The sequence below is a fragment of the Bacillus sp. 11C genome (assembly GCF_055486375.1).
In genome coordinates, this window is the sequence record NZ_JBUPVZ010000004.1 from 124,009 (window position 1) to 149,525 (window position 25,517).

The following is a 25,517-nucleotide window of genomic DNA, read 5'->3' on the forward strand; positions in this document are numbered from 1 at the left end:
GCAAATTTTCATGTGGATTTCTGGTTAATTTCCATACAAACCTTTGATTCTCATTTTGACTTCCTCATGATGAAATGTTTTCTCGTGCATCATCAATTCCTGTTCTATGACGTGAGGCAGCTGCTCACGAAGCGGGGCAACCAAATGGTCTTTTAATGTAATCAATGAGTTTCTCGGCTTTTCCGCGAATTCATGCGCCAGTTCCACCGCATAATCTAATACTTCCGCACGAGGCAGGACTTTAAAGGGAACCCCTCTTTTTTCGAGATCAGCTCCGCGGTAGCTGCCCGCATTCATTAGTATTTCCTGAGCCAGGCTGAACCCCAGTTTTTTAGGAACGATAAAGGTAGCGCCCATTCCAGGCGTAAATCCGTATTTCATAAAATTAGCCGTATACACACTCTCCCTGGCCAGAATGACAATGTCAGCAAAAAGCCCCATGACAAAGCCGCCTCCAATTCCGTGTCCCTGCATTGCCGCGATGACTGGAATCTCGCAATCCAGCGCCAGCGAATAAAGATTGTCATCCGTGAACTTGGTCAATCCCTGCTGAATTCGAAGCAGCCCTTCTTGCGTTCCTCCTGAAGCAAAATAGTTATCATACCCTGTCAAAATGACTGCTTTATAATTGGGGTTTTTCCGAATGAATTCAAACGCTTGAATTAAACCGTCTGTAAGTTCTTGTGAAAACGCGTTTTTATGAGTGCGGTCATGCATTTTTACCTGAATAATAGCAGGCTCAACTTCGATGAGCTCTACAACAGAATGCGTCATGATGTCCTCCTAACGGTTCTGATTGTCATCTTTTCAAATGATTACTGTTCCTCCCATGGGAATTGTCCTGTTTCAACATACCTGATGATTCCCATCTGGTTTTGAGGGTCAGTAAACATGTCTTGATTTGCAGTTAAAGCGATGGATTTCGAACGGCTGACTTGATGATCAAGTGAGCTGATAAACTGTTTATAATCCGCGATTCCCTTTTTATTCAGTCTTCGCAGCCGCAATAAATGCTTTCTCAGCAGCACCTCACTTTGAGCATCAAAGGCATCTATTAACCCCCATTCACCGGCTTCCTGTACGGAAATCGGCTTTGTCATCAGCGTCATATAATGTGCTTTCTGCCAGCCGATCCGGCGGATCAGAAACGGTAAAACACAAGCCGGATACAAACCGAATAACAGCTCAGAGAGACTGAATGACGCCGTTTCATCAGCTATGGCAATATCTGTGGCAGATACGAATCCAAGACCGCCGGCATTCACTTTTCCCCTGACATGCGAAATTGTGACATAAGGGCCTGTCTGCAATTTCAGCCACAAATCATAGAGAGGCTCTTGGGAGCTTGCCTGTTTCCTGCCGCTTTTCATTTCCTGATACATTTCTTGAAAATCTGCGCCGAAGCAAAATACTTCGGGAAGCCCTTCTAAAACGACAACCGTAACCGATGATGTTTCACATTGGTTTAACACTTGCAAACATTCTTCTCTGAGTGTGTCATTAATCGTATTATTCGCTTCAGGACGGTGAAAGGTGATATAGCAAACCGACTCTTGAATGCGGACCTTTATCGTTTGATAGGTCACGAGATCCACCTGTACTTCCGATGAAACTCAGAAATTTCTTCTAAAAATAAGCGCGGCTTCTCTTGAGTAAACTGCATGATGCCCGGTATCATCTCAACATCCAGCTTTACATTGCGCGTTCCGAACCGCACCATCCCGTTCCCCTTAAACAGCTGCTCATACTCTTCCATTGAGAGCTGATATCGGCGATCTAAATGCTTCTCAATGCCAAATGAGCGCTGGCGTTCCTGACCTTGCGGAGTTGTAATACCGCTGTAAAATTCAGAACAGCAGCCTGATCCGTAGGAAAAACAGCCGATTCGTTTAGGTGAATCAAACCGCCCTTGGTCTATCGTGCTGGCCAACGCCAGAAACAAGGCAGCTCCCATAATATTTCCAACCCGTTGGCAATAGTTTAAACCTGGCTTTACCCGATTTAAAAAATCCGTTTCAATCTCAGCAGTTTTCACCTTCGCCACCTTACGCATCATTGTTCGGTGCGCACCTTTCACCATCCCGCCAAAAGGCGTATGGTAAGCAAGGTATTGGAACGTGTCCTGATAACTGGCACCGGGCACACGTTTTTGGTATTCCAGAAAGGTTTGTTCGCAGCAATCCAGATATGACATTAAAGACAGGTCAGAATCTCCCGCTTCACTATCGGGAATAGGACGGCACGTATCCATCACTTCATAGCCGTAATAGCCATTTGCTCCGGGATCTATTTGAAACACCTCGGGATTTTCGCCTACTAAAATGGCCACCGCTCCCGCTCCGGCGCTCGGTTCAGCATAAGACCAGTCTTCACTTAAAGCGTCTCCGCCCTCGGCGATTAAGAAACGTGAAATATCACTGGCGATAACCAGCGCTTTGGCACCCGGAGACGTCTGGGATAATATAAAATTGACCGCCATCTGAAATCCTGCGGTTCCTGAATAACATGCCTGTTTAATCTCAAACAAACGGCAATTGCGGTTCAGGCCTAAATATTCATGGATATATGTACTTAACGATTTCCCAAAGTCGATCCCGGATTCAGAACAAGTGATCAGCAATTCAATCCGGTCCTTCTCGGCTTCAGATAATGCATCAATAATCGGCTTAGCCGCATTGACTCCAAAGGTCACTGGATCTTCATAAGGCAGCGCTACCGCTTTTTCTTTCATTAATAAGTTTTCAAATCTGGCAGTATCTAAGTGTCTATATTTGGCAAGTTCCATGACATCAAGGTATGCCGTCCCGCCAAAGACATTCATCGCTTCTATTCCGGCTGAAACCATTTATGATTCGCCTCCACATTTCTCAATGTTTTGTATACAAACCGCGGTGTTCATTCCGCCAAACCCCATGCTTAAGCTCAGCGCATTTTTGATGCGGTATGAAATCGATTTCTCATTTACCCAATGAAAAGAATCATCAATTGGATGATCCAAATTCCGGCTCGGATGCAGGGCAGATTTTCTCATTTGCAGCAAAACAGAAATCACCTCTACAATGCCTGCGGCGCTGAGGCCGTGCCCGATTATCGATTTTGTTGCGTTAATATAAGCGTGGGAAAGCCCGCACGCATGCAGCGCCTTTAATTCAATTTCATCTCCAATAAAAGAACCCGTGCCATGGGGATTAATATAATCAATATCTTCTGGTGAAAGGCCGGCACGCTCCAGCGCCTCCTGGATGACATGAATCTCCCCTTCTAAAGAAGGATCGGGATTCCGGTTCCCGTCTAGTTTGATTGACCATCCAGACAACGCTGCATAAGGCTTGACACCTCGGCGGACAGCGGTCTCCTTTCGTTCTATCACCAATGCGCCGCACGATTCTCCATAAATAAACCCGTCTCTGTTCTGATCGAAGGGACGGCACGCTTTTTCAGGCACCTCCGCAAATTTGTCCGTTCCCATAGCGCCTAAAGCCCTAAGCGCCTCGCATTCCATATAAGAAAGGTCCATTAATGCACCAAGCGCTATGCAAATATCTACCTCGCCTGACAAGACTTGCTGAATCGCATGAATCACTGCTAACTGGCCGCTGGCCGAGGCTCCTCCCGCGGTATAAGCTAAGCCCGTAATGCCAAACTGATCTGTGCATAATCCGCAAAGGTCGCTATCCATGAAAGACAGGCCATACGCAGGCGAAATAAAACCAGAGCGATTTTGATAACTTTCATAAAGCTGTAAGGTTTCTCTCTGCTGAAAATTTGATCCACCGACTACCAGTCCGATACGTGCGGAATCGACTTCGTTTAATTCAGCTTCCTCCCAAGCCTCTGAGAGAGTCACCAATGCAGCACGGCTGGAAAATGACGCTTTTCTTAATAATTTTTTAGAAAGCCGGTCGGGATAAGACAATGACGCAATTTCAGCTCCAATAAACCGGCTGTCTTTTTGTCTGCCCGAACGCTTCATAACATCAAAGGCATGCCTGCCGGACAGCAGCGAAGAAGCAAAGGCCTCTTTCCCTTGACCGATAGCAGCCGTTACGCCTACACCGGTCACCACCACCTCAGACAGTTTGTACTTTGTCATAAAGCACCTCAGCCAACTCGCCGATGTTTTTCACCCCAGACAGCTCAATGCGGGGAATTTTTAATGATAAATCCTCTAGCACCATTGTGATAATTTCAGCTCTGTCTACAGAATCAGCTCCTAACTCAACTAACTGATCTTCAGGCTCGAATCTGTGTCCGTCTAATTCAGGAAGCACCTCGCAAATATTGGTGACTAACACTTCAAAGATTCTCTGTTTATCCATAACGCGCTCTCTCCTTCAAGGGTTCATTTGAGTACTTTTTATAGGTATATTTTCGTAATATTCAAACTATCAATCTTATACTGTCTTTTAAAACGAAGGTTGATACATTGATTGCATCCTTTCATGAAGCAATGCTGCCGTTTCTGTCATTAATGTTTTTCCGATCTCATCCACATGGCGACTGCGCCAGTTTTCTAATTCAGAACCTTTGGCCCATTGATTAAAGGCTCCCAGCGCCGGACCGCAGTGAATTTGATAATCGACCTTCGAATGTTCGCTTCCGCTGATTGCCAAGTTGGAGCTGTATCTGAAGTACCACCTGAAAATCAAAGCCATTTTATGCTTCGGATTTCGTTCGGCCTTCTCAATTTCTGCCGCAGGATAATGCAATGTCATATCTTTATAGATGTCTTCTATACTGCGTTTGAAGTATTTCTCCTCCAGCTGAGTCAACGTCTTTGCATCCAGCTCACGTATTGACCCGTATCGCTGGTACAGTTCATATAACTTGCTTGCCCGCGCCGGAAAGAACACGCCTTTTTTCAGCACTTGCACTTTGCTGCCCGACTCAAACATATCACCCGCAGGCGCGTAGGCTGTATCTTGTACATTCATCTGTTGAAGCAAATCCTTTACTTTATCACTTGTCGCCGCCTCAACCGTACATTGATTGATTGAGCCTGTTACAATAAAATCAGCACCAAGCATAAAAGCTGCCACCGCTGCATCAGGCGTTCCAATTCCTCCAGCTGCACCAACTCTAATTTTTTTCGGATATTGATATTTTTTCATCATTTCATCTCTTAATGACGTCATCGCCGGCATCAGGCTGTATGCCACACCTCCATCTGTATGGCCGCCTGAATCAGCTTCCACACAAATATCATCAGCCATCGGAATATTACGCAACAACTCAGCTTCATTCACTGTGATTTTATTTTCTCCTAAAAGCTTTTGCAGCATATTCTCAGGCGCAGGACTCAGAAATGATTCTGCAACTTCCGGCCGTGATAATTTCGCAATGATACGATGTGAGCAAACAATTTCACCATCGGGGTTTCGTTTCACTCCTTTTGCGCGATACCTTACCAATGCGGGAGTGACACTTAAAAATGCTGAAGCTTCCACATTTCTCACTTGATGCTTCAATAAAAGATTAATCATTTTTTCTTCTGATTCAGTATGTTTCATATTATGGACGAGATTGATGCCATAGGCTTGTCCTTCCCCTAATTCTTCTTGAATAGTAAGGATCGCATCTTCAACCTCATTCAGACTCAGGCCGCCTGTACCAAAGAACCCCATCATTCCTGCTTTTGACAGCTTTACTACCATTTCTTTCGAAGCAATGCCGCGGTACATTCCTCCTGCAAGATAAGCATATGTAAGTTGATAATCCTGTTTAAACTCAGCACTTCCTAAAGATTCTGCCGTAATTCCAGCTTGAACTTGAGGTCGATGTCCAGCCGCTTCTGCTTGTTCCTTTGAATGCGCACTGAACGTATGACGGGAAGCAAGGTTCTTTTCGGGTGCATGTGTTAACGGTTCTGCTTCATTTTTAATCCGCTGGATGAGGCCGGTTAAAACAGTTCCAGGCCCGATCTCTTCAAACTCCATTTCTCCTCTTCCCATCAGAAAACGTATGCTGTCCGTCCATTTCACTGTGCTGACCATTTGTTCAGATAATGTCTCTTTTATCCTGTCCTGTTGATAGGGCTCTGCATAGACATTGGAGATAACAGGGACAGATAAAGGCGCAAAAAGGAATGGTTCAATAAATTGCTTAAATTCCTGTTTTGCTTCATTCATATATCTGGAATGAAAAGCTCCGCTTACGTTTAAAGGGTGAAATAGCTTTACATCCTTGGTATTTTCAAAAACCGTTCCGGCTTTTTCAATCTCTTTTTTTTGGCCGGAGATCACAATCTGCCGAGGCGTATTTTCATTTGCCACATCAATGTCATAGAGACGGTGCTCTTCTAAAACGGCTGTAACTTGTTCCTTATTCAGCCCGATCACAGCAGCCATTCCGCCTCCTGTAATTCGTCCCATCAGTTCGCCTCTTTTTTTGACAAGTTTTAATCCGGTTCCAAAATCAAAGGCCCCCGCTGCAAACAACGCATTGTATTCTCCTAAGCTATGTCCTGTCGCAAAATCAGGTTTTTTGCCGGTTTCCTCCAGTCTCTTCAAATAACTGAGTGCATTGACGACGTACAAAGCCGGCTGCGTGTATTCAGTATGGTTTACATCCAAATAGGATTTTTCGGTACAGAGCTTTTCTATTGAATAGCCCAAAATTTGATCTGCTTGATCAGTCAAATGCCGATATTGTTCAAATAGTCCTTGTCCCATTCCCTTTTGCTGGGAGCCTTGCCCTGGAAAAACATATGTAATCATCTTGTAAACTTCCTTTCTGGTGTACGGAAACACTCAACCGTATTCAGATTTTTCAGCTCCTGATGAAATGGTGTAATGATCGAGCAGCAGCGGTCAGCTGAATCACCCGGAATCAGCTGTTTCACAAAAGCAGCTAAGGTGCCGGATGGCCCTAAATCGATAAACCGGCATGTATGCTGGCTTTCTAAATATCCAATCGCTTCGCGAAATCTCATTGGCTTTCTAACCGCATCCCAAAAGAAATGCTTGTCTATTTCGCGAAGACAGCCCCCCGTTAAACTCGACACCATTGGTATTGACGGGTTTTTAAAAGAGATTGAACTTAAAAAATCTGCATAGACACTTTCTGCCGGATCAATAAGCGAAGAATGAAAGGCATAGGACACAGGCAGCTGCTGGCAAAGAATCTGCTTCTCTTTTAAAACCTCCATGATCTGCTTTATATTTTCTCCTTCACCAGAAATAACGAAGTGCGAATCATAATTGATAGAGATGAGTTCACTATTTCTAAACAGCTGCGGATGGTCTTTCAGTAATTGCGGATGATCAAGAATGGCCAGCATTTTTCCTTTATCGCAGGATTTCTGGATTAAAATGGCCTGTTCAAGTATGCAATTCAGTATATTCTCTGCGTCTGACACACCAGAAACAGCTGCTGCTGCGAATTCTCCCAGACTTGATCCCAATACGTAATCAGGATAGATTCCCCTATCTGCCAAAACCTTGTATAAGGAGTATTCAATTATAAAGATTGCGGGGTGGGACAAAAGAATGCTGTCAAACGGATCTGACACACGTTTAGCGGGATGATAGATTTCTTGAACAATGGATGTGCCGATTCGCCGTGCTGCAATGGCATCCATTTCAAGCATCGATTGGCGAAACACGGTATTTTCCTTAAATAATTCCTTCCCCATATGATAGTACTGGGAACCTTGTCCGGAAAACATAAAAACGAGCGGTTCATTCATATGCATAACCTACTTTTTTTATATTTATGACAGCTATTTTGATTTCTCATTTCCATGTATGCTGTAAAAGATACACAGCAGCGAGTGAAATCCGATTATTTAATGAAAAGACATAATGGAACTTTAGGAAGATTGTTTTGGTGCTCTGGATGCGGATCTATTATGAAGTGGTCGTAGATGTATGTTGATATCTCTAAATTGGTATAACATGCTGACAGGATCAGCAAAAAACATCGGCTCTATGAATGATTGGGTGCGGTGAAAAAGAGACCATCTAGATGTGAGAGCGATGGTTTGGCATCCATTTGCCGGCTGACTGACATAGTTCAAATGTCTAATATGGTGCGGACATGTTATATCAGCCTCATTATGTAACAGTATATAAAGTTATTCATTTAGAAACAGTGTCGAACGAACGATTGCACCTCTAAAACTTTATACCTTGACTAAAAGGAAATCTATCTCTAGCCTGCCTTTAGCGGTGCATGATCTTAGGGATCATCATTTTCAGCGGGACATTGCTTCCGCATCTTTCTTTATACGGTGAATTAACCCTGTTAAAATATTTCCAGGCCCTATTTCCTCAAAATCTATTTGCCCTTTATTCATTAAGTAGTTTATGCTCTCCGTCCATTTCACTGAATGGTTGATTTGATCGGCCATCGTCTGCTTCATTAATTCGTATGTATACGGTTTGGCATACACATTAGAAATAACCGGGATAGACGGAGGCGAAAAATGAAAGGTATGAAGAAATTGCTCGAATTCTTCTTTCGCTTTATTCATGTATTTGGAATGAAACGCGCCGCTTACGTTTAAGGGGAGTACCATTGTAACTTCAGTCATCGTTTCAAAAAGAGATGCGGCTTTTTCAATATCATCTTTTCTGCCTGAAATCACAATTTGATATGGGGCGTTCACATTAGCGATATCAACATTGTGTAAATCATATTGATTCAGAGCACTTGCAACCTGCTCTTCATTTAATCCCATAACAGCTGCCATGCCGCCGTTATTCACCATACTCATCAGCTCGCCTCTTTTTCTGACAAGCTTTAAACCTGTCTCAAAATCAAAGGCTTCCGCTGCAAATAACGCATTGTACTCACCCAAACTGTGCCCGGCGACAAAGTCGGGCTTAGCTTCCGCTTCACGGATTTTTTTCAGGTAGCTTAATGCGTTTACCACATATAAAGCCGGCTGTGTAAATTGCGTTTTGTTTAAATTAGAATAAGGATTTTCTATGCAAAGACGTTTAATTGAATATCCTAGGATCTCATCTGTCTGAGCCATCAGTTCTTTAAATTCATCGAATAGTTCGCTGCCCATTCCCTGTTTCTGCGAACCCTGACCCGGAAAAACATATGTGATCATTCTCTCAAAGCCACCCTTCCGATTAGTAAATATGATGCACTTCTGTATGATTTTACAACAAATAGTGATGACCGGATAAATAGTAGCATGTTCATGTTGATGGTAACCTCTGTAAATATTAACGTCAAGTTAATTTTTCCTACAGTTCACTCGATTGTTTTCCTATTTTTTTCAATTAGGGCATAAAGGATCAGGGGCTCTAGCAGAACATAAGAAAAATGACCCATATCACTTATAGGGCGTGGATATGATGAGAATGCGCTTCATCTTTTCTCCAGAGCCTTATTCAAATCAAATCAAATCCTTCTATATAATCATTTTAAACATTACTGATCATTTAGATATTCGAAGGAAAATAAGACAATAGATTCAAAAGACTTATTTAAAATCAAAAATACCTTTTTGGTTTTTACGGGTGCGAAATTTCACAAAATGTTCTTTATTATCAATTTGAAAGTAAATATTATACTGGTAAAGATCCTCTATCGTATGGCCGGGTATTTTGCCAAATGAGTGGCCAGGATACACCCGTACATAGGTCGAAACCTCCGACTTAATCCTTTGAATGCTTCTGAACATCTCTTCCGCAGAACTGCCATCACCCTCGCATATGCCGCATCCTTCTATAAATACCGTATCTCCGGTAAAAATACTCTCGGAAAACAAATAACACATTCCTCCGGCTGTGTGCCCCGGAGTGAGAAGGCATTGCACTCTCATGTTTCCTATGCTGATCGTCTGTTGATCATGCAGGCCAATTAAATTGCTGCACCGGAATTGATAATAATCAATTTCTTTTTTTGACATATAAACTTGAGCGTTAAACATCTTCATCAGCGGCTCGACCAGGTTTACATGATCGTAATGAGAATGTGTCAATATGATTGCTGTTAAGTCAGCCTCTAGATCGGAAAGTTTAGTTGTTATTTTACTCAGTTCCCATGAGGGGTCAACAACAATTGCAGATCTGCTTACAATATCTTCAATGATATAGCAATAATTCGTCCAGCCTTGATATCTTGTTTTAATTGGATGTACTTTATAAGTAAGATTCATTTACATCATTCCTATCAAGTAAAGTTCTTAAATGAAAGATGGGTAAACTGTTCAGCCCGAGTCCGTCTTTCATTCCACTTTACCAAACGGCATGCCTGTTTTCCATTTTTTTCAGAGATTCTTGTTCTTTCCGCATATAAAAAAGCTATTCTTTTGGAAATAGCTTTTTCGCACTGCGTCTTAGGGATTTCCTTCTTCTGTCTCATATGTTTCTTCCACGCAAATTGATTCTATATGCTGCATAATGACACGTTCGATCCTATCTTTATTTATTCGCACCGGGTCAAGCATCGCATGTAAAGCCAAGCCGTCAATCAGCGCGTAAAGTCTCTCAGCTTCAATGTCTTTATTAGCAGCCTGCTTCAGTAAATCGAATTCAGCTAAATAGGCAATCAGATTCCGCATGCCACTGTAAATCCCGTCATGATTCGCATCAAACCTATCCTTTTTATGTCTGGCGTAAACCGTAAAAGCAAACCACACCTCCATCTCTCTAATCGTTTCTTCATTCGTTGGGACAATTTCAAGCAGAATATGTAACACTTTTTCCTTAGGGGGCACATCCTTCAATGCAATGTGCTCAATACGGGCCATCACCTTTTCTTGAACAAGTTTCATTGCGAAAACAAGCAGGTCATCCTGTGTAGAGAAATAATGGCGCAGCGCACCTAATGACAATCCTGCTTCCTTTGCAATGTTTCTAGCTGAGGCTCCCTCCATCCCCCGTTCTAAAATGACCCGCCACGTCGCTTCTGCAATTTGTTTTCTTCTTTTCTCATGGTCAATTTGTTTTGGCATAGCTTTATTGTAACAAGAAAAAAAGAAGAGAGCAATTTTATAATACAGTTGTATTATAAAAATAAAGATGATAACATATTATTTAAATAATACAACTGTATTGAAAAGAGGGGAATGAATTGAACGGTATCGCATGGATGATTGTCTTCTGTGAAATTGCGTTTTGGGTTGTGATTGTTTTAGGGCTTGCTGTACGTTACCTATTCAAACAACATAGATTAGGACTGCTGTTCCTTGCCTTAACTCCAGTTATCGATTTGATCTTATTAGCGGCAACTGGTGTGGACCTTTACCGCGGAGCCACAGCGACTGCTGCCCACGGGATCGCAGCAGTTTACATCGGTATATCGATCGCTTTTGGAAAACAAATGATTCAATGGGCGGATGAAAGATTTCAATATTATGTGGCAAAACAAGGATCCAAACCGCTGAAACGCTATGGAATGGATCACGCCAAGCACTATGCTAAAGGCTGGATAAGACACGTGCTGGCGTATCTTATTGGGGCGGGATTACTAGCGGGGATGATCTATTTCATCAATGATACTGCCCGAACCGAGGCATTAAGCGGCATACTTAAAATATGGACAGTTGTCATAAGCATTGATTTTCTCTTTACCGCCAGCTATTTTATCTGGCCGAAAAAAGAGAAAACTTCGGCGAATCTCAGGAGTTAACATGATGAAAAAGAAGGTCCTTTCCGCTGGAAAAGGGCTTTTTTAGTTTATGTAAAAATATGTTACACCACTTTCCAAATGATCAATGATCTATCTGGAGATCCTTGAACGCTTGTTGTTTTCATTAAGAGCAGATTAGGAGATTCATATTCTGGCCTAATTTCAAGGGTAACCGTTTGTATGAGTAAGCAGGTGAAAGGATAATTTAAGCGTTTTTTGCTTTTATATCATTCTTATCATCTAATTTGGCAGATAGTCCATAAGAAAATGTAAAATGATGAGTGGAATAATAGAATCGATGATAGATGATAGAATTCCATAACTCCTTATATTTTGACATTACCAGTTATAAAAGCGGACAAAAACAAGTATTTTCCTTTCATCATTCAAAAACTTCCTGTTCACACGAACAAGAAGCAAAACACAATGAGTTAATTTAAATTATGCATTCTAAAATTATTTTTACATTCGGATCCTCAAGTTCATCTAAAACGATAATCATATTTGGACCACATGCCATGTTTCCACGCCCCTTACCCAAAAATATACTTTAATTTAAATTATTTGTAAATAAACTTGTTGTACTGAAGGCTATGTCTACGAAGTATTAGGCTTTAACACTGTTCACGCATTTATAACAGTTTCTTATGATTTATTACCCCAAATCAGTACAAAAAAGCCGTTTGAACATCTTTTCCATCTCATAAGTGGTGTTATTTTAGATTTTAAAATAAACACACAACCCTAAAAACCTTGATATTTCAATGTTTTCTAAGACTAAACATTTACGATAATGGTAGTGAATTAACATGATTTTTTATAAAACATGGGTTATCTGATCTTGCCCATTTCGTCATTAAAAAGTCTGCTTATTGTTTTGATCAAGTTACTATATGAATTACTTTATAAAAGTACTTTTATTATCATTTTAGTTTATTAAAGAAAATTTAAAGTATGTATCAGCAAAATTATGGTATCGTTATTTCCGTTCATGTGATTTATCACTACTAAGTACCTTTTTTCGTTAGTACATCAATATTAAATAGGAGTTTATAAAATGGTTAAAAAAATCTTACTTTCTTTTATCGCTTTAGCTATTATTGTTGCTGGAGTTTCTTTACTTGTGCATTTTAACAGCAGAAAAGCAGCCGAAGATCAAATTGATCATTATATTTCTGATTACGGTATTCCTCAAAAAGAGATTGAGTCTGAAGAATACCCTATGTTTCATTCTTTAAGTGCACCTAAAGGTTTTACTAAAACAATTTATGTAAAAAATGAAAATAATAAAGACAACTATTACATTTTTCATTATGATCCTTCCAACAAAAAAATAACTTTTTCGGGTGTTGTAGACGGAAATGAAGTATCAATGAATGATAAGTTAATAAAAAAATTAAAGTACCAACCATCTGATAAAGTTTTGAACCAAAAATAAAGGCCCTATCTTTAATACTATCCCCTCTAATTAGAATTTGTTAAAAGCCCTCTTTGCAGAAGTGGCTGCTACACTATACTTGGAGGGGATTTTTTATGGCGAGAAAAGGGCAGCACTTTCAGCACTATACGAAAGAATTTAAGATGGAAGCCGTGCACTTGTATGAAGAGAAGTTTTTGGAGAAATGCAAAGAAGCTTCGGTAGGGCTATCCTCGTTTAAAAATGTTATGTCTGATCGCTCCATTTTCAGAAGCAGTTGTAAAGTCAACAGGAGAGAGAACTGCTATCAATATAATTATCATTGCTGTTAAAAGGGAAAGTATAATTTTAGTTTTCTTTTTCATTTTTTATCCGACACGTTTTTATGCCTTTGAAACTCATGTTAATTCACCACTTGTATTTTATTCCATATTTCAGTGGTGTAAATAATTAATGAAAAGTCTCCTTTTCCATCATGCTATTTCCTCCTCAGCGCCCATGTTGCACCCTCATTTCGGGCAACAGACATTCGGGCTGATATCTATATTCAAATTAAGTTCACAAAATATTAACAAAAATAACCTTGGTATTTTTTATTAATATCGGTAATGCAGTTGCACTAAAAACCAAAGGGAGTGTTTAAAATGGAATTGAAAAAAGTGTTAACTGGTTCCGCATTGTCCCTTGCTTTACTCTTTTCCGCAGCTCCTGCTTTTCTGCAAGTCCTACTGTAGAGGGCACAAGTCATAAAACTGCAACTTCTCAGGCTGTATTAAAAACTATATACATCAATGCTAATACACGTGGAGAACTTCTAAATGTAACAGTATTTGGCGGTATTAAATACTATTTGAAAGACGCCAAGCAGAACAGTGATGGCAATTAGAGTGGCGAATACCAAGGTTGGTTATAAATTTATTTGAGAGATATGTGATTTTTCTCTTATCTCTTTTTTTGGACAAACTCACTATATTTCCAATATAATCCAATTTAGGTAGCGGTTTTCAAATCATAATTATTCGTTCACAAATAATTAACATTTATTTACAAGGTAAATAATTACTTTTGTTGAAATCTTATTTTGCAACACAAAATTTAAAAAGGAGTGTTTAAAAATGAATTTTAAGAAAACTGTTGTTTCTGCTTTATCGGTTTCTGCTTTAGCTTTGTCAGTTGGTGGCGTAGCATCTGCTAAAGAAGTAAATAGCTCTCCAACACAAATTCAAGAAGCCAAGCATGTTTCTGTCTCTGATAAAATTTCTATTCAAAACTATTCTATTACCCTCTATTTAGGGGGAGATCCACATCAAATTAGAGAACCGCTAGCCACAAGTTTTGCAAGTGATAATTCGTATGTTGCATCTGTAAGTTCTAGAGGGATAATTTACGCTAACCATAGGGGCAATGCTAAGATTACTCTCTTTAAAAGTGATGGTTCTGTATTAGGTGCAGTTTACGTTACTGTTGAGTAAACAATTATGAGGGGGGACTCCCCTCTCTCTTTTTTCAAAAAAGTCCCCCCTATTCCTTCGAATAACTCTATGCTTTTCATGCTGTCATTCCCCTATCCCCGGTAGAACTGCAATTATTGGTTTTTGTTATAATTGCGTCATTCCCTACCATTCTTAGATCATCGGCTTGAGAAACAATTATAGGCACTTCCTCCACATTATCTTTTAAATGTTCCGACGTCTCATACTAAAACTAAGGCAAGCGTCAGAACAATTGCTATTGATAACACTTTAGTTAACGAATTAACAAAACATAAAGACTGGCAAGAAAAAAATAAAAATGTACGGGGAAAGATAGAATGACTTCCCTTTCTTTATTACAACCCCAAAAAGGAAAGATTTTTGGCCTTATGCCATTAATAAAGTAATAAACGCGGTATCTAGAAAAAACCGATTTACACCATATTACTCCGCATGGTCTAAGGCATACTCAAGCAATCATGCTGTTAGAAAGTAATGCAGATCTTAAATTATGTAAGTGAGCGCCTTGGCCATACTACAGTCAATATGACTGCAGATGTTTATATTCATATCACCAAAAAACACAATAAAAAAAGCATTGATCCATTCAAAGAATGTCTCAATGCTTGAAAAATGTATGGGCAAAATATGGGCAAAGGGTATATTCCCCTTTGCCGAAACCCTCTACATCACGCGTTTGAACATCTTTTCCATTTCATAAGTGGAGTGGTGAATGATGATCGGGCGGCCGTGCGGGCATGTAAATGGGTCTGATGTGCTTCGGAGGTCGTCCAGAAGCACTTTGATTTCGTCATTTCTGAGGTGGCGGTTTGCTTTGATGGAGCCCTTGCAGCTCATCATAATCGCCGCTTCCTCGCGCAGTTTTTTAATATCAATCTGTTTGGAATCAAGCACCTGCTGAATGATTTCTTCTATCAGCTCGGCTTCTTCACCTTTTGGAAACCAGGCCGGGTGACAGCGGACGATGTAGCTGTTTGAGCCGAATGACTCTAAAAAGACACCGACACTTTCGAGCTCTTGTTTGTGCTGTTCAATAATCAGCGCCTCGTTCGTAGCATAGTGGAACGTCAACGGCACGATCATATCCTGCACCTCAGGCTCAACCTCCCCCACCTTTTCACGGAAATATTCGTACTTAATACGCTCTTGGGCGGCGTGCTGGTCGATAATATACAGGCCATTCTCGTTTTGTGCCAATATATAAGTCCCATGCATCTGACCGATCGGGTACATAATCGGAACCCGCTCAGATGCTGGCTGCGGCTTCTCTTCATGATGATGTTCCTGCTCAAATGCTTCAGGCTGCCCTTCTGAAACATTAGGCGCCTCAATGCTTTGTTCCTGTTCAACGATAGGAGGAGCATCAAATTGAACAGAAGGCAATTCTTCCTCCGCATCAACCGGGTCTTTCACGACTGAGCTGAGCTTCATTGGTGAATAAGACGGCGCAGGCGCTTTTTCCGGAACTTTTCTTTCGGCAGGCTTTTCATCAAAGGTGATGAACTGCTGCTCATTTTTGATAACAGGTGCCGATTTTTTCGGGAGCTGGGCACTCGGAATCAGCTGCTGCTGTTTAAATACGTCTTTAATTCCGTCACGAATTAAGTCATGAAGCTCTGTTTCCTTGCTGAGACGGACTTCAAGCTTCGATGGATGCACGTTGACATCGACTAAAATCGGGTCCATCGTAATTTCTATAAAGGTAATTGGATGACGCCCGATTGGCAGAAGCGTATGATATCCTTCATGCACCGCTTTGACGAGCGGGAAATTTTTAATATAACGGCCATTGATGACAGACGACATATAGTTTCTCGATGCCCGTGTAATCTCTGGGAGGGCGATATATCCCTTGACTTCAAAATCCAATGAGCTCACGTGCAGCGGAAGCATTTTTTTGGCGACAGCCGTACCGTAAATTGCTGCCAGGACATGGCGCACATCTCCGTTTCCGTTCGTTTGAAGCAGGTTTTTCCCATGATGGCGCAGGCGGATAGATACCTCTGGGTGTGCAAGCGCTATACGGTTGACCACATCTGTAATGTTCCCAAGCTCTGTATGAACAGTTTTCATATATTTCAAGCGGGCCGGTGTGTTAAAAAACAGATTGGATACGACAATTTCAGTTCCCTTCCTGCTTGAGGAACGCGATTCGGAAATCATGTTTCCTCCTTGAAGTACGAGCTTCGTCCCTGCTCCTTCACCGGTGCTTGTCGTCATCTCCAGATGAGAGACTGACGCGATACTCGGCAGTGCTTCTCCCCTAAAACCAAGCGTTCTAACCCTGAATAAATCATTTTCATCTTTTATTTTGCTCGTTGCGTGGCGGCTGAAAGCACGCTTGCAATCTTCATTTTCCATTCCTTCGCCGTTATCCAATACCCGAATGGATGCAAGACCTGCCTCCTCAATATCGATTTCAATGACTGTGCTGTCAGCGTCGATCGCATTTTCCACCAATTCTTTGACGACTGAGGCGGGCCTCTCCACAACCTCGCCCGCCGCTATTTTATTTGAAAGCTCATCTGACAGCTGGATGACTTTAGCCACATTCATCACCCCGTTTTAATGTAATTTCTTTTGCAACTTGTACATTTCATTCATCGCTTCAAGAGGTGTCATATCCAGTATATTAAGTGATTTGAAGGCATCGAGCACTTGCTTTTCTTTTTTTGAAAGCTTCGGTGCTTCAGCCGGCTTTTCCGCTTCGTCAAAAAAGGACAACTGTGCCGGCTCTTCTTTCACCACAGATTTCTGCACCGGCACCTCCGGTTTGTTCCCTGAATGCTCAAGATCCTTTAATATATCTTGAGCGCGCGCAATGAGATCTTCCGGCAGCTCGGCAAGCTGGGCGACATGGATACCGTAGCTTTTGTCGGCTGCTCCTTCTTTTATTTGATGAAGAAAGACAACCGTTCCGTTATATTCTTCAGCGCGAACATGAACGTTTTTCAGCTGCGGCAGTTTGTCCTCAAGAACGGTCAGCTCGTGATAGTGCGTACTGAATAGCGTCTTGGCGCCGATATGATCGTGAACATATTCGATAATCGCTTGTGCCAGCGCCATCCCGTCATAAGTGGACGTTCCCCGCCCGATTTCATCAAACAGTATGAGGCTGTTTTCCGTTGCATTGACAATCGCATTTTTAGCTTCTAGCATTTCCACCATAAAAGTACTTTGTCCGGAAATCAAATCATCTGCAGCGCCGATTCGCGTGAAAATCTGATCAAAAATCGGAAGCACCGCTTTCTTCGCGGGGACAAAGCAGCCGATTTGCGCCATGATGGAAATGAGCGCGATTTGTCTCATATACGTGCTCTTCCCTGACATGTTTGGACCGGTAATGAGAAGCATTTGTCTGTTATCGCCCATCATACAATTGTTCGGGACATATTCCTGGCTGTCCATGACTTTTTCCACAACCGGGTGTCTGCCTTCTACCACTTCGACTTCATCTTCAGAGAATTCCGGTTTCGTATAGTGACGATTTTCACTGATTGTCGCAAAGCATTGCAGTGCGTCAAGCTCGCTCATCTGCTTGGCAAGCTGCTGCAGCCGCGGAATATACAGTTTCACTTTTTCACGCAGCTCGGTGAACAGCTCGTACTCCAGCTCGCAGATGTTATTTTCCGCTTCTAAAATGAGCGCTTCTTTTTCTTTTAATTCAGGTGTAATGTAGCGTTCTGCATTCGTTAACGTCTGCTTCCGCTCATAGCGCCCTTCCTCAAGCAAGTGCAAATTCGCTCTTGTCACTTCAATGTAATAACCGAAAACTTTATTGAAGCCGACCTTTAAAGAGCGAATGCCCGTGTATTCCCGCTCCTGCTGTTCCAGGCGGGCAATCCAGTCTTTTCCGTTTCTGCTTGCATCACGATATTCATCAAGCTTTTGATTGTATCCGTCTTTAATCAGGTTCCCTTCTTTTAACGATAAAGGAGGGTTTGCGTACAGCGCTTCTTCCAGCAATTCAAGTACATCCCCGCAAGGATCAATCCGCTCCGCGCGTTTCTTGGCTTTGTCATGAGCCAGTGAAGCAACCAGCTGTTTGATGCCAGGCACTTGTTTTAACGATTCCTTCAGCTGAATTAAATCCCGGGCATTGACATTTCCGAAGGCGACGCGGCCTGCAAGGCGCTCTAAGTCATATACTTCTTTTAAACGTTCACGCAGGTCTTCCCGTTCGAAGAAATGGGACATCAATGTTTCCACCATTTCCTGGCGCTCTTCAATTTGATTGACTCTGATAAGCGGCCGGTCAATCCACTGTTTCAGCAGCCTGCCTCCCATTGCAGTTTTTGTTTCATCCAGCAGCCACAAAAGAGAGCCTTTTTTATTTTTTGAACGGATCGTTTCAGTCAGCTCCAGATTGCGCTTTGAATACAAATCAATTTTCATTGCTTCCTCTAACTCATACACCTGTACGGACTGAAGATGATCGAGGCTGCGCTTTTGGGTTCTTTTCAGATACGTGTATAAACGCAAAAATGTTTTTGTGACATCTTCATTATTTAAGTGCTCAATGATCGTTACGTGTTCGTCTGTTTCTCCATCTTCAATTGAGATCGTTGCACCGCACCGCTCTTTCAGCTGTGCGACTGTATCGGCATCCATGCTTCCCGAAACGACGATTTCCCGTGCGCCGACTGAATAAATTTCTGATATGACATCTTCGATCCGCTCAATCAAGACAGTCAAATTTTCTCCCGTTGTTAAATCAGACAGTGCCAGCCCGTAACCGTTCGAGCAGTCGGAAACAGATGCGATAAAGTTGTTTTCTGATTCATGGATGCCTTTGCCGTCCATTACAGTTCCGGGCGTAATCAGCTGTACCACTTCTCGTCTTACAACACCCTTTGCGGCTTTCGGGTCTTCCGTCTGTTCACAGATAGCCACTTTGTACCCTTTTTTAATCAGCTGCTCGATATACGCAGAAGCGGAATGATACGGCACACCGCACATCGGTATTTTTTCAGCCGCACCGCCGTCTCTGCTCGTTAATGTAATTTCCAGCTCTTGTGACGCTTTTTTGGCGTCCTCAAAAAACATTTCATAAAAATCACCAAGGCGAAAAAATAAAAAGGCATCCTGATGCTCTGCCTTTATTTTTAAATATTGCTGTATCATAGGCGTATAACCGGCCATCGTTTAATCCCTCACTATGTATCAACGTTTCTATTTTCCAGCCTTCATTATAACATAAACAAAAAGTGATAAAAGAATGATATATCAATATAAAAAAGAGACTTGGGGTACCGTCTCCCCTAGTCTCTTTTTTATTCTTCAGGATCTCCCACTAAAAATTCAGGATTGATGTCTTCCAGCTCTTCATCAAGCTCATCTTCCCAATCTTCTTCGTCATCTTCTTCCCAGTCAGGATTAACCTCAATAACAACCTTTGTTTCCCCTACCACTTCCGCTAAGAATTCCCTTTCTGCCTGCACAACAATTTTATTTCCATTCGGTGAAATGGTCACTTCAAGGCAATTTGGCTGCTGAAGGACTTTGGCAATCACTTCATGCTCATCATCTAAGTAATTGTTGTCTCTGTATCTGAGTTTAATGACATCTACGTATTTTACCCGTTCTGTGACAACCTCTGTTTTTGTGTTGTCCGCGTAAGAGTACCATACGTTTATATCATAATACCCTTCAATTTCTACTGTTTTCCCGATTTTTTCAGCGTCATACTTGTGGTTAATGATCCAACCGCCCAAAATGCTGCTCGGTTTTTTCTCAGGGGAGATGGTATTGGTGCATTGGGTGAATTTTCTGCCTTTCGCTACTACCGCCTTCGTAATAATTTCCCTGTATTCAGACATTCCGGCATGCCTCCTTGTTCTTCTTCGTGTTATCTTATGCTGGGCATTTGTCTAGTGTGCATTTTTATAAATAAAATATAAAAATACAAAGTTTCTGTTCCATTGTATGCACGCGTGCCTAGAAACTTTACTTTTAAGTGCGATAAAGTTCATCGCGGCTGAGCACAGAAAAACAAATTGAACATTTGGTACATAGATTATTTAGTTCATTTTTTCGCTTGAATATAAAAAACACGGGCCTGTAAAGGCACCGTGTTTAGAAAGAACAGCTGTTATTTGAATGTTTCACCTTCGAACCGGTTTCCCCTTTCAGCAGGTTGCCTCCGGTTGACGTGATGATTTCATTTGTGACTTGGTTGGAAATGGTGTGTGCAACGAGCTGCAGAAGGTCATTTACCTCCGTCTGCGAGTCCCTGAATTCCTGGATGACAGGGATCTGTTCAAGCTCTTCTTGCAGCGCGTCAATTTTTGCTTCTGCTTGTTTGAGCGCTTCATGCTTTTCATAATGCTTCAGATTGACAGCCTGCTTTTGCAGGGCTTTAATCTGATTAACGATTGCAGACACTTTGTCATTCTCATTGATTTGCGCTTCAGCCCGTTTGAAAAAATCAACCTCTTCTGTTTCCGAGATCATTTTTGCAAGGTTTCGTGCCTGTTGCACGATGTCTTTTTTTGAGTAGAGCGTCATCTTATTTCACCTCGATTGCTTCTCCTACCATTTCTCCGTCAAGCGACCATGTTTTCGCTTGCTGGATTTTCACGCGGACAATTTTGCCGATGGCTTCCTTCGGCCCTTTGAAATTGACAAGCTTGCTTTTTTCAGTGTAGCCGGCAAGAATATCAGGGTTATTTTTGCTTTCACCCTCAACTAATACTTCGACAACCTTGCCTTCATATTCCTTCATTTTTTTAGCAGAAATTTCATTCACCAGTGCGTTCAGGCGCTGCAGACGTTCTTTTTTCACGCGCATCGGTACATTGTCTTTCATTTTAGCAGCCGGAGTGCCCTCACGCGGAGAGTAAATAAACGTATAGGCGCTGTCAAATTCCACTTCGCGGTATAGAGAAAGCGTTTCTTCAAACTGTTCGTCCGTTTCGTTCGGGAATCCGACGATAATGTCCGTTGTTAAAGAAGCGTTTGGCATTGCCTCTTTGATTTTTCTAACGAGCTCCATGTATCGCTCTCTGTCATATTTTCGGGCCATCAGCTTCAGAACCTCTGAGCTTCCTGATTGAACCGGAAGATGAATGTGGTCGAGCAGGTTGCCGCCTTTTGCCAACACGTCAATGAGGCGGTCGTCAAAGTCACGCGGATGACTCGTTGTAAAACGGATTCTCGGGATATCGATTTTTCTCAATTCGTCCATCAAATCACCGAGGCCATACGTGATATCTTCAAAGTCTTTTCCGTACGCGTTTACGTTTTGGCCTAATAATGTAATTTCTTTGTAGCCTTCGCTTGCGAGCCTTCTCACTTCCTGAACAATCTCTTCAGGGCGGCGGCTTCTTTCTTTTCCGCGTGTGTAAGGCACAATGCAATACGTACAGAATTTATCACAGCCGTACATGATATTGACCCAGCCCTTAATTTTTCCGTTCCGGACTTTCGGAAGGTTTTCAATAACGTCCCCTTCCTTGGACCAAACTTCTACGACCATTTCTTTTGAAAGGTATGCTTCTGACAAAAGCTCCGGCAGGCGATGGATGTTATGCGTTCCGAAAATCATATCGACAAACGGATGTTTTTTTAATATCCGGTTCACGACTGATTCCTCTTGAGACATACAGCCGCAGACGCCTAAAATAAGGTCAGGATTGTTTTTTTTCAGCGCTTTTAAGTGCCCCAGTTCACCAAACACCTTGTTCTCGGCATTTTCACGGATGGCGCATGTGTTTAACAAAATGACATTGGCATCGTCAACAGAGTTTGTCGCTTCGTAACCGAGCGCCATAAAGATTCCTGCCATAACCTCTGTATCATGTTCATTCATTTGGCAGCCGTACGTACGGATATAGAACTTTCTTCCGTCTCCTAATCCTTTAAATTGTTCAGAAATTTTAAAGTCATTATGATAGGTAACGGCTTCCTTGCCTCGTTTTTTCGCATCTTTTAAGGAAGGCGGAATATAAACAGCTTCAAAGTACTTGCTGTAATCCTTCTCGGATTTTTTGTCCGATGGATGAACTTGTCCGCTCTCTAATTTTTGTTTTTCATTCATGTCATGATTTCTCCTTTCAAACCAAACTTCCACCCTTCAGTATAAAGGTTATTGAAGCTCTGCACAACTGGCAACCTATCATTGTACACTTATTGAGAATAATAATCAATAAGGAATCAAAAGAGGAAGAGTATACTCTTCCCCTTACAATAGCCGGAGCTCCTTAGCCGTCTTTTCGATGACGTCAAGCGCCTGATCCAGTTCTTCTTTGGTGTGCTCAGCGGTAATCATTGTGCGGATTCTGGCTTTCCCCTTTGCAACAGTCGGGAAAACGATGCTTTGGGCAAAAACGCCGTGAGAAAGGAGCTGATCAGAAAATTGCTTTGCCACACCTTCATCACCTATTAAAATAGGCAGAATCGGCGTTTCACTCTGTGTGAGAGTCAGACCCATCTTTACAAGCATAGATTTAAAATAGGCCGTATTCTCCCATAAGCGCTCCATATGCTCCGGCTCTTCCAGCAAGACATCAATCGCTTCCATACAAGCTGCGGTGACAGCCGGCGGATGGGACGTGCTGAATAAAAACGGACGGCCTTTATGGCGCAAATAATCGATCAGCACCTTTGAACCGGCAGCGTAGCCGCCGAGCACTCCGATTGCCTTGCTTAGCGTTCCGACTTGAATATGGACTCTGCCGTCCAGACCGAAGTGATTCACCGTTCCCCTGCCGTTTTCGCCAAGCACTCCGGATGCATGGGCGTCATCCACCATCACAAATGCGTCATATTTCTCAGCTAGCTCTACAATATCAGGCAAAGGTGCTATATTGCCGTCCATAGAAAATACGCCGTCAGTCACAATCAGACGCATCCGATAATTCATTGACTTTCTCAGCACCCTCTCTAAGTCACTCATATCAACGTGCTGATACACCTTTTTATCCGCCTTTGTCAGTCTGATACCGTCAATAATAGAGGCATGGTTTAATTCATCTGAGATAACAATATCATCTTTTGAAAGAATACTTGAAAGTACGCCTTGGTTTGTTGTGAAGCCTGATTGGAATACAAGTGCCGCCTCCGTTTTTTTAAAGGCTGCCAGCTTTTTCTCGAGCTCTTGATGCATTGTAAATGTACCGGCAATCGTTCTCACTGATCCGGTGCCGGCTCCAAATTGCTGGACGGCCTCCTGTGCGGCTTTGATGAGTCTTGGGTGTGAAGTAAATCCGAGGTAATTATTGGAAGAAAGCTGAATAACATTTTTATGATTTACTGTGACAGAAGGGCCCTGCATTGATTCAAGCTGTTTTATCTCTTGCCACGTATGATTTTCTTTCATTCTATCAAGCTCTGCTTTTAAAAACTCAAATTCCTTCGTCATGTTTATCCCCCTTTTATGGAATTAAGATCACTTTTCCGCACTGGCCGCTTCTCATCAGTTCGAATCCTTTCTCAAACTCCTCTAACGGAAACTGATGGGTAATAACAGGTGAAAGATCGAGTACATTTGATTTGAGCAATTGAGACACCTGCCGCCAAGTCGAAAACATTTTTCTTCCGGTGATTCCTTGGATTGTTAGTCCTTTAAATACCACTTTATTCGTCAAATCAATTGTCACTGGGTGTTCCGGCAAGCTGAGAATATGAAATCTTCCCCCATTTGCGGCCATCGCCAGACCCTGCGCTATAGCTGCGGGATGGCCGGACATCTCACAAACGAGATCCGCTCCTTCTCCACTTGTTAAAGCGCTTACAATTTTGAGCGGGTCTTCTTTTTCAATAGAAACAGTACATGCAGCTCCCATTTGTTTGGCAAGCGTCAACCGATACTCATTTTTATCAATCGCTATTACTTGAGAAGCACCTGCTGCTTTTGCAACCGCAACAGCCATAAGGCCAATCGGTCCACATCCAATGACTGCAGTTGTTCCTCCTGCTGGCTGGCTCTCAAGCACTGTATGAACCGCATTTCCTAAAGGCTCTTGAATGGAAGCAATCGCCGGATCCATATCGGCGGGGTTTTTCCAAACGTTATCAGCAGGAACTTTTACATATTCCGCAAAACAGCCTGCCGTGTCCACCCCGATAATAGCAGTATTGGTACAAACATGAGATTTTCCGGTTACGCAAGGGACACATTCTCCGCAGACAATGTGCGTTTCCGCAGACACATACTCCCCCACTTTTATACTGCCGGCATTCTCTCCTACAGCTTCAACAATACCGCTGAACTCATGGCCGAAAACATAGGGTGTTTTGATTCTCTGACGTGCCCATTGATCCCAATTATAAATGTGCACATCCGTGCCGCATATTGAAGCAGCTTTCACTTTTATGAGGACTTCATGTTTATCGATCTCAGGAATGGGAACTTCAGTCAGCACAGCACCGAACATCCCGTCCTTTTTCATTAGAGCTTTCATCTTTCCACTCTGCATGTACAATCCTCCTTGAAAAATTCTTGTTACATTCGGATTGTACCATGATATGGAATAAGCGTAAACACCACTGTCTTCCTGAGAAAGACAAAAGTATCCGTCTTGAAAAATAGGCAAAATTTTTTTCTGAAACGTTCTAGGTCATTGCTGACTTTTGTATATCATTCATTTATATGACGAAAATACTATTGGAAGAAAACATCACAATAAATGAAAAACAACCTGTTTGCATCATGCAAACAGGTTGAGAATGCTTTATTTGTTTTTAGCGAGGCTCCACGATTAATTTAATTGCCGTTCTTTCTTCCCCGTCGATCTGAATATCGGTAAAAGCCGGAATACAAATCAAATCAACGCCGCTAGGCGCCACAAATCCCCTGGCAATCGCGACAGCTTTTACAGCCTGGTTTAATGCACCCGCTCCAATCGCTTGAATCTCAGCGGCTCCTCGCTCTCTTAACACACCCGCAAGCGCACCTGCCACTGAATTCGGACTCGATTTTGCTGAAACTTTTAAGATTTCCATTTCTGCTCCCCCTTAGTTTTACAATGGATAAGTGAGTGTTCATTAGAACAATCATTATTAGATGTTGCTAT

Annotated in this window: 21 protein-coding genes and 3 pseudogenes; 4 read left to right on the forward strand and 20 right to left on the reverse strand. The window is 42.2% G+C overall.

Going from position 1 to position 25,517, the window contains the following annotated elements:
• Positions 1-24 precede the first annotated feature (24 nt).
• The 11 genes and pseudogenes from ACY3LV_RS07595 to ACY3LV_RS07645 all read right to left on the reverse strand — a co-directional run bounded on the left by ACY3LV_RS07595 (position 25) and on the right by ACY3LV_RS07645 (position 10,915).
• Positions 25-774, reverse strand: a complete 750-nt coding sequence (locus ACY3LV_RS07595) for a polyketide synthase (protein WP_148961767.1) — start codon at positions 772-774, stop codon at positions 25-27.
• A gap of 41 nt (positions 775-815) precedes the next feature.
• Positions 816-1,595 carry an enoyl-CoA hydratase/isomerase gene (locus ACY3LV_RS07600; RefSeq protein ID WP_464863605.1) on the reverse strand — a complete coding sequence of 260 codons (780 nt, stop codon included), beginning with the start codon at positions 1,593-1,595 and terminating at the stop codon, positions 816-818.
• Positions 1,583-2,845: a polyketide biosynthesis 3-hydroxy-3-methylglutaryl-ACP synthase PksG gene (pksG, locus tag ACY3LV_RS07605; RefSeq protein WP_333560397.1), complete on the reverse strand. Its 1,263-nt coding sequence runs from the start codon at positions 2,843-2,845 to the stop codon at positions 1,583-1,585. The genes ACY3LV_RS07600 and pksG overlap by 13 nt, the downstream gene beginning before the upstream one ends.
• Positions 2,846-4,093 (reverse strand): beta-ketoacyl synthase N-terminal-like domain-containing protein, encoded by a 1,248-nt coding sequence (locus tag ACY3LV_RS07610; protein WP_333560398.1) that lies wholly within the window; start codon positions 4,091-4,093, stop codon positions 2,846-2,848. It lies immediately after the preceding gene.
• Positions 4,071-4,319 carry an acyl carrier protein gene (locus ACY3LV_RS07615; RefSeq protein ID WP_087991461.1) on the reverse strand — a complete coding sequence of 83 codons (249 nt, stop codon included), beginning with the start codon at positions 4,317-4,319 and terminating at the stop codon, positions 4,071-4,073. The genes ACY3LV_RS07610 and ACY3LV_RS07615 overlap by 23 nt, the downstream gene beginning before the upstream one ends.
• 87 nt (positions 4,320-4,406) lie before the next feature.
• Positions 4,407-6,716 (reverse strand): ACP S-malonyltransferase, encoded by a 2,310-nt coding sequence (fabD, locus tag ACY3LV_RS07620; RefSeq protein ID WP_333560399.1) that lies wholly within the window; start codon positions 6,714-6,716, stop codon positions 4,407-4,409.
• Positions 6,713-7,687 (reverse strand): acyltransferase domain-containing protein, encoded by a 975-nt coding sequence (locus ACY3LV_RS07625; RefSeq protein WP_333560400.1) that lies wholly within the window; start codon positions 7,685-7,687, stop codon positions 6,713-6,715. Before ACY3LV_RS07625 ends, fabD (ACY3LV_RS07620) begins: the two co-directional genes overlap by 4 nt.
• Positions 7,688-8,194: 507 nt before the next feature.
• Positions 8,195-9,061 carry an ACP S-malonyltransferase gene (fabD, locus tag ACY3LV_RS07630; RefSeq protein WP_333560401.1) on the reverse strand — a complete coding sequence of 289 codons (867 nt, stop codon included), beginning with the start codon at positions 9,059-9,061 and terminating at the stop codon, positions 8,195-8,197.
• Positions 9,058-9,328: pseudogene (locus tag ACY3LV_RS07635) on the reverse strand (hypothetical protein). Before ACY3LV_RS07635 ends, fabD (ACY3LV_RS07630) begins: the two are co-directional and overlap by 4 nt.
• 111 nt (positions 9,329-9,439) lie before the next feature.
• Entirely contained in the window at positions 9,440-10,117 is a 678-nt protein-coding gene (locus tag ACY3LV_RS07640) for an MBL fold metallo-hydrolase (protein ID WP_333560402.1), read from the reverse strand.
• 180 nt (positions 10,118-10,297) lie between these two features.
• Positions 10,298-10,915 carry a TetR/AcrR family transcriptional regulator gene (locus tag ACY3LV_RS07645; protein WP_148961775.1) on the reverse strand — a complete coding sequence of 206 codons (618 nt, stop codon included), beginning with the start codon at positions 10,913-10,915 and terminating at the stop codon, positions 10,298-10,300.
• A 119-nt stretch (positions 10,916-11,034) separates the two neighbouring features.
• On the opposite strand from ACY3LV_RS07645, the gene ACY3LV_RS07650 reads away from it, so the two are divergent.
• Together ACY3LV_RS07650 and ACY3LV_RS07655 are read left to right on the forward strand one after the other, a co-directional pair.
• Positions 11,035-11,592: a hypothetical protein gene (locus ACY3LV_RS07650; RefSeq protein WP_333560403.1), complete on the forward strand. Its 558-nt coding sequence runs from the start codon at positions 11,035-11,037 to the stop codon at positions 11,590-11,592.
• Positions 11,593-12,649: 1,057 nt separating this feature from the next.
• On the forward strand, positions 12,650-13,030 hold the full coding sequence (locus tag ACY3LV_RS07655) for a hypothetical protein (protein WP_333560404.1): 381 nt from the start codon (positions 12,650-12,652) through the stop codon (positions 13,028-13,030).
• Positions 13,031-13,239: 209 nt separating this feature from the next.
• Here the strand turns inward: ACY3LV_RS07655 and ACY3LV_RS07660 are convergent.
• Positions 13,240-13,374, reverse strand: a pseudogene (locus tag ACY3LV_RS07660) (hypothetical protein); the annotation flags it as partial.
• A gap of 279 nt (positions 13,375-13,653) precedes the next feature.
• Here ACY3LV_RS07660 and ACY3LV_RS07665 point away from each other — a divergent pair.
• Positions 13,654-13,895: pseudogene (locus ACY3LV_RS07665) on the forward strand (LCI family antimicrobial peptide).
• Between the two features lie 229 nt (positions 13,896-14,124).
• Positions 14,125-14,481, forward strand: a complete 357-nt coding sequence (locus ACY3LV_RS07670) for an Ig-like domain-containing protein (protein WP_333560405.1) — start codon at positions 14,125-14,127, stop codon at positions 14,479-14,481.
• A gap of 684 nt (positions 14,482-15,165) precedes the next feature.
• Here ACY3LV_RS07670 and mutL read toward each other — a convergent pair.
• From mutL to spoVS, 8 genes are all read right to left on the reverse strand, one after another.
• On the reverse strand, positions 15,166-17,052 hold the full coding sequence (mutL, locus tag ACY3LV_RS07675; protein ID WP_333560406.1) for a DNA mismatch repair endonuclease MutL: 1,887 nt from the start codon (positions 17,050-17,052) through the stop codon (positions 15,166-15,168).
• A 15-nt stretch (positions 17,053-17,067) separates the two neighbouring features.
• Entirely contained in the window at positions 17,068-19,644 is a 2,577-nt protein-coding gene (mutS, locus tag ACY3LV_RS07680) for a DNA mismatch repair protein MutS (RefSeq protein ID WP_333560407.1), read from the reverse strand.
• Between the two features lie 131 nt (positions 19,645-19,775).
• Positions 19,776-20,321, reverse strand: coding sequence for an outer spore coat protein CotE (gene cotE / locus ACY3LV_RS07685; RefSeq protein WP_087991664.1), 546 nt, complete (start codon positions 20,319-20,321; stop codon positions 19,776-19,778).
• Positions 20,322-20,577: 256 nt separating this feature from the next.
• The gene (gene ricA / locus ACY3LV_RS07690) at positions 20,578-21,009 is read right to left on the reverse strand and encodes a regulatory iron-sulfur-containing complex subunit RicA (protein ID WP_148961783.1); all 432 of its coding nucleotides are present in this window, start codon (positions 21,007-21,009) and stop codon (positions 20,578-20,580) included.
• 1 nt (position 21,010) lies between these two features.
• Entirely contained in the window at positions 21,011-22,540 is a 1,530-nt protein-coding gene (gene miaB, locus ACY3LV_RS07695) for a tRNA (N6-isopentenyl adenosine(37)-C2)-methylthiotransferase MiaB (protein WP_087991662.1), read from the reverse strand.
• Between the two features lie 144 nt (positions 22,541-22,684).
• Complete coding sequence (locus ACY3LV_RS07700; RefSeq protein ID WP_333517563.1) at positions 22,685-23,863, reverse strand: glycine C-acetyltransferase; 1,179 nt, start codon at positions 23,861-23,863, stop codon at positions 22,685-22,687.
• A 13-nt stretch (positions 23,864-23,876) separates the two neighbouring features.
• Entirely contained in the window at positions 23,877-24,920 is a 1,044-nt protein-coding gene (tdh, locus tag ACY3LV_RS07705) for an L-threonine 3-dehydrogenase (protein WP_087991660.1), read from the reverse strand.
• 265 nt (positions 24,921-25,185) lie between these two features.
• The gene (gene spoVS / locus ACY3LV_RS07710; RefSeq protein WP_003154135.1) at positions 25,186-25,446 is read right to left on the reverse strand and encodes a stage V sporulation protein SpoVS; all 261 of its coding nucleotides are present in this window, start codon (positions 25,444-25,446) and stop codon (positions 25,186-25,188) included.
• Positions 25,447-25,517: the final 71 nt, after the last annotated feature.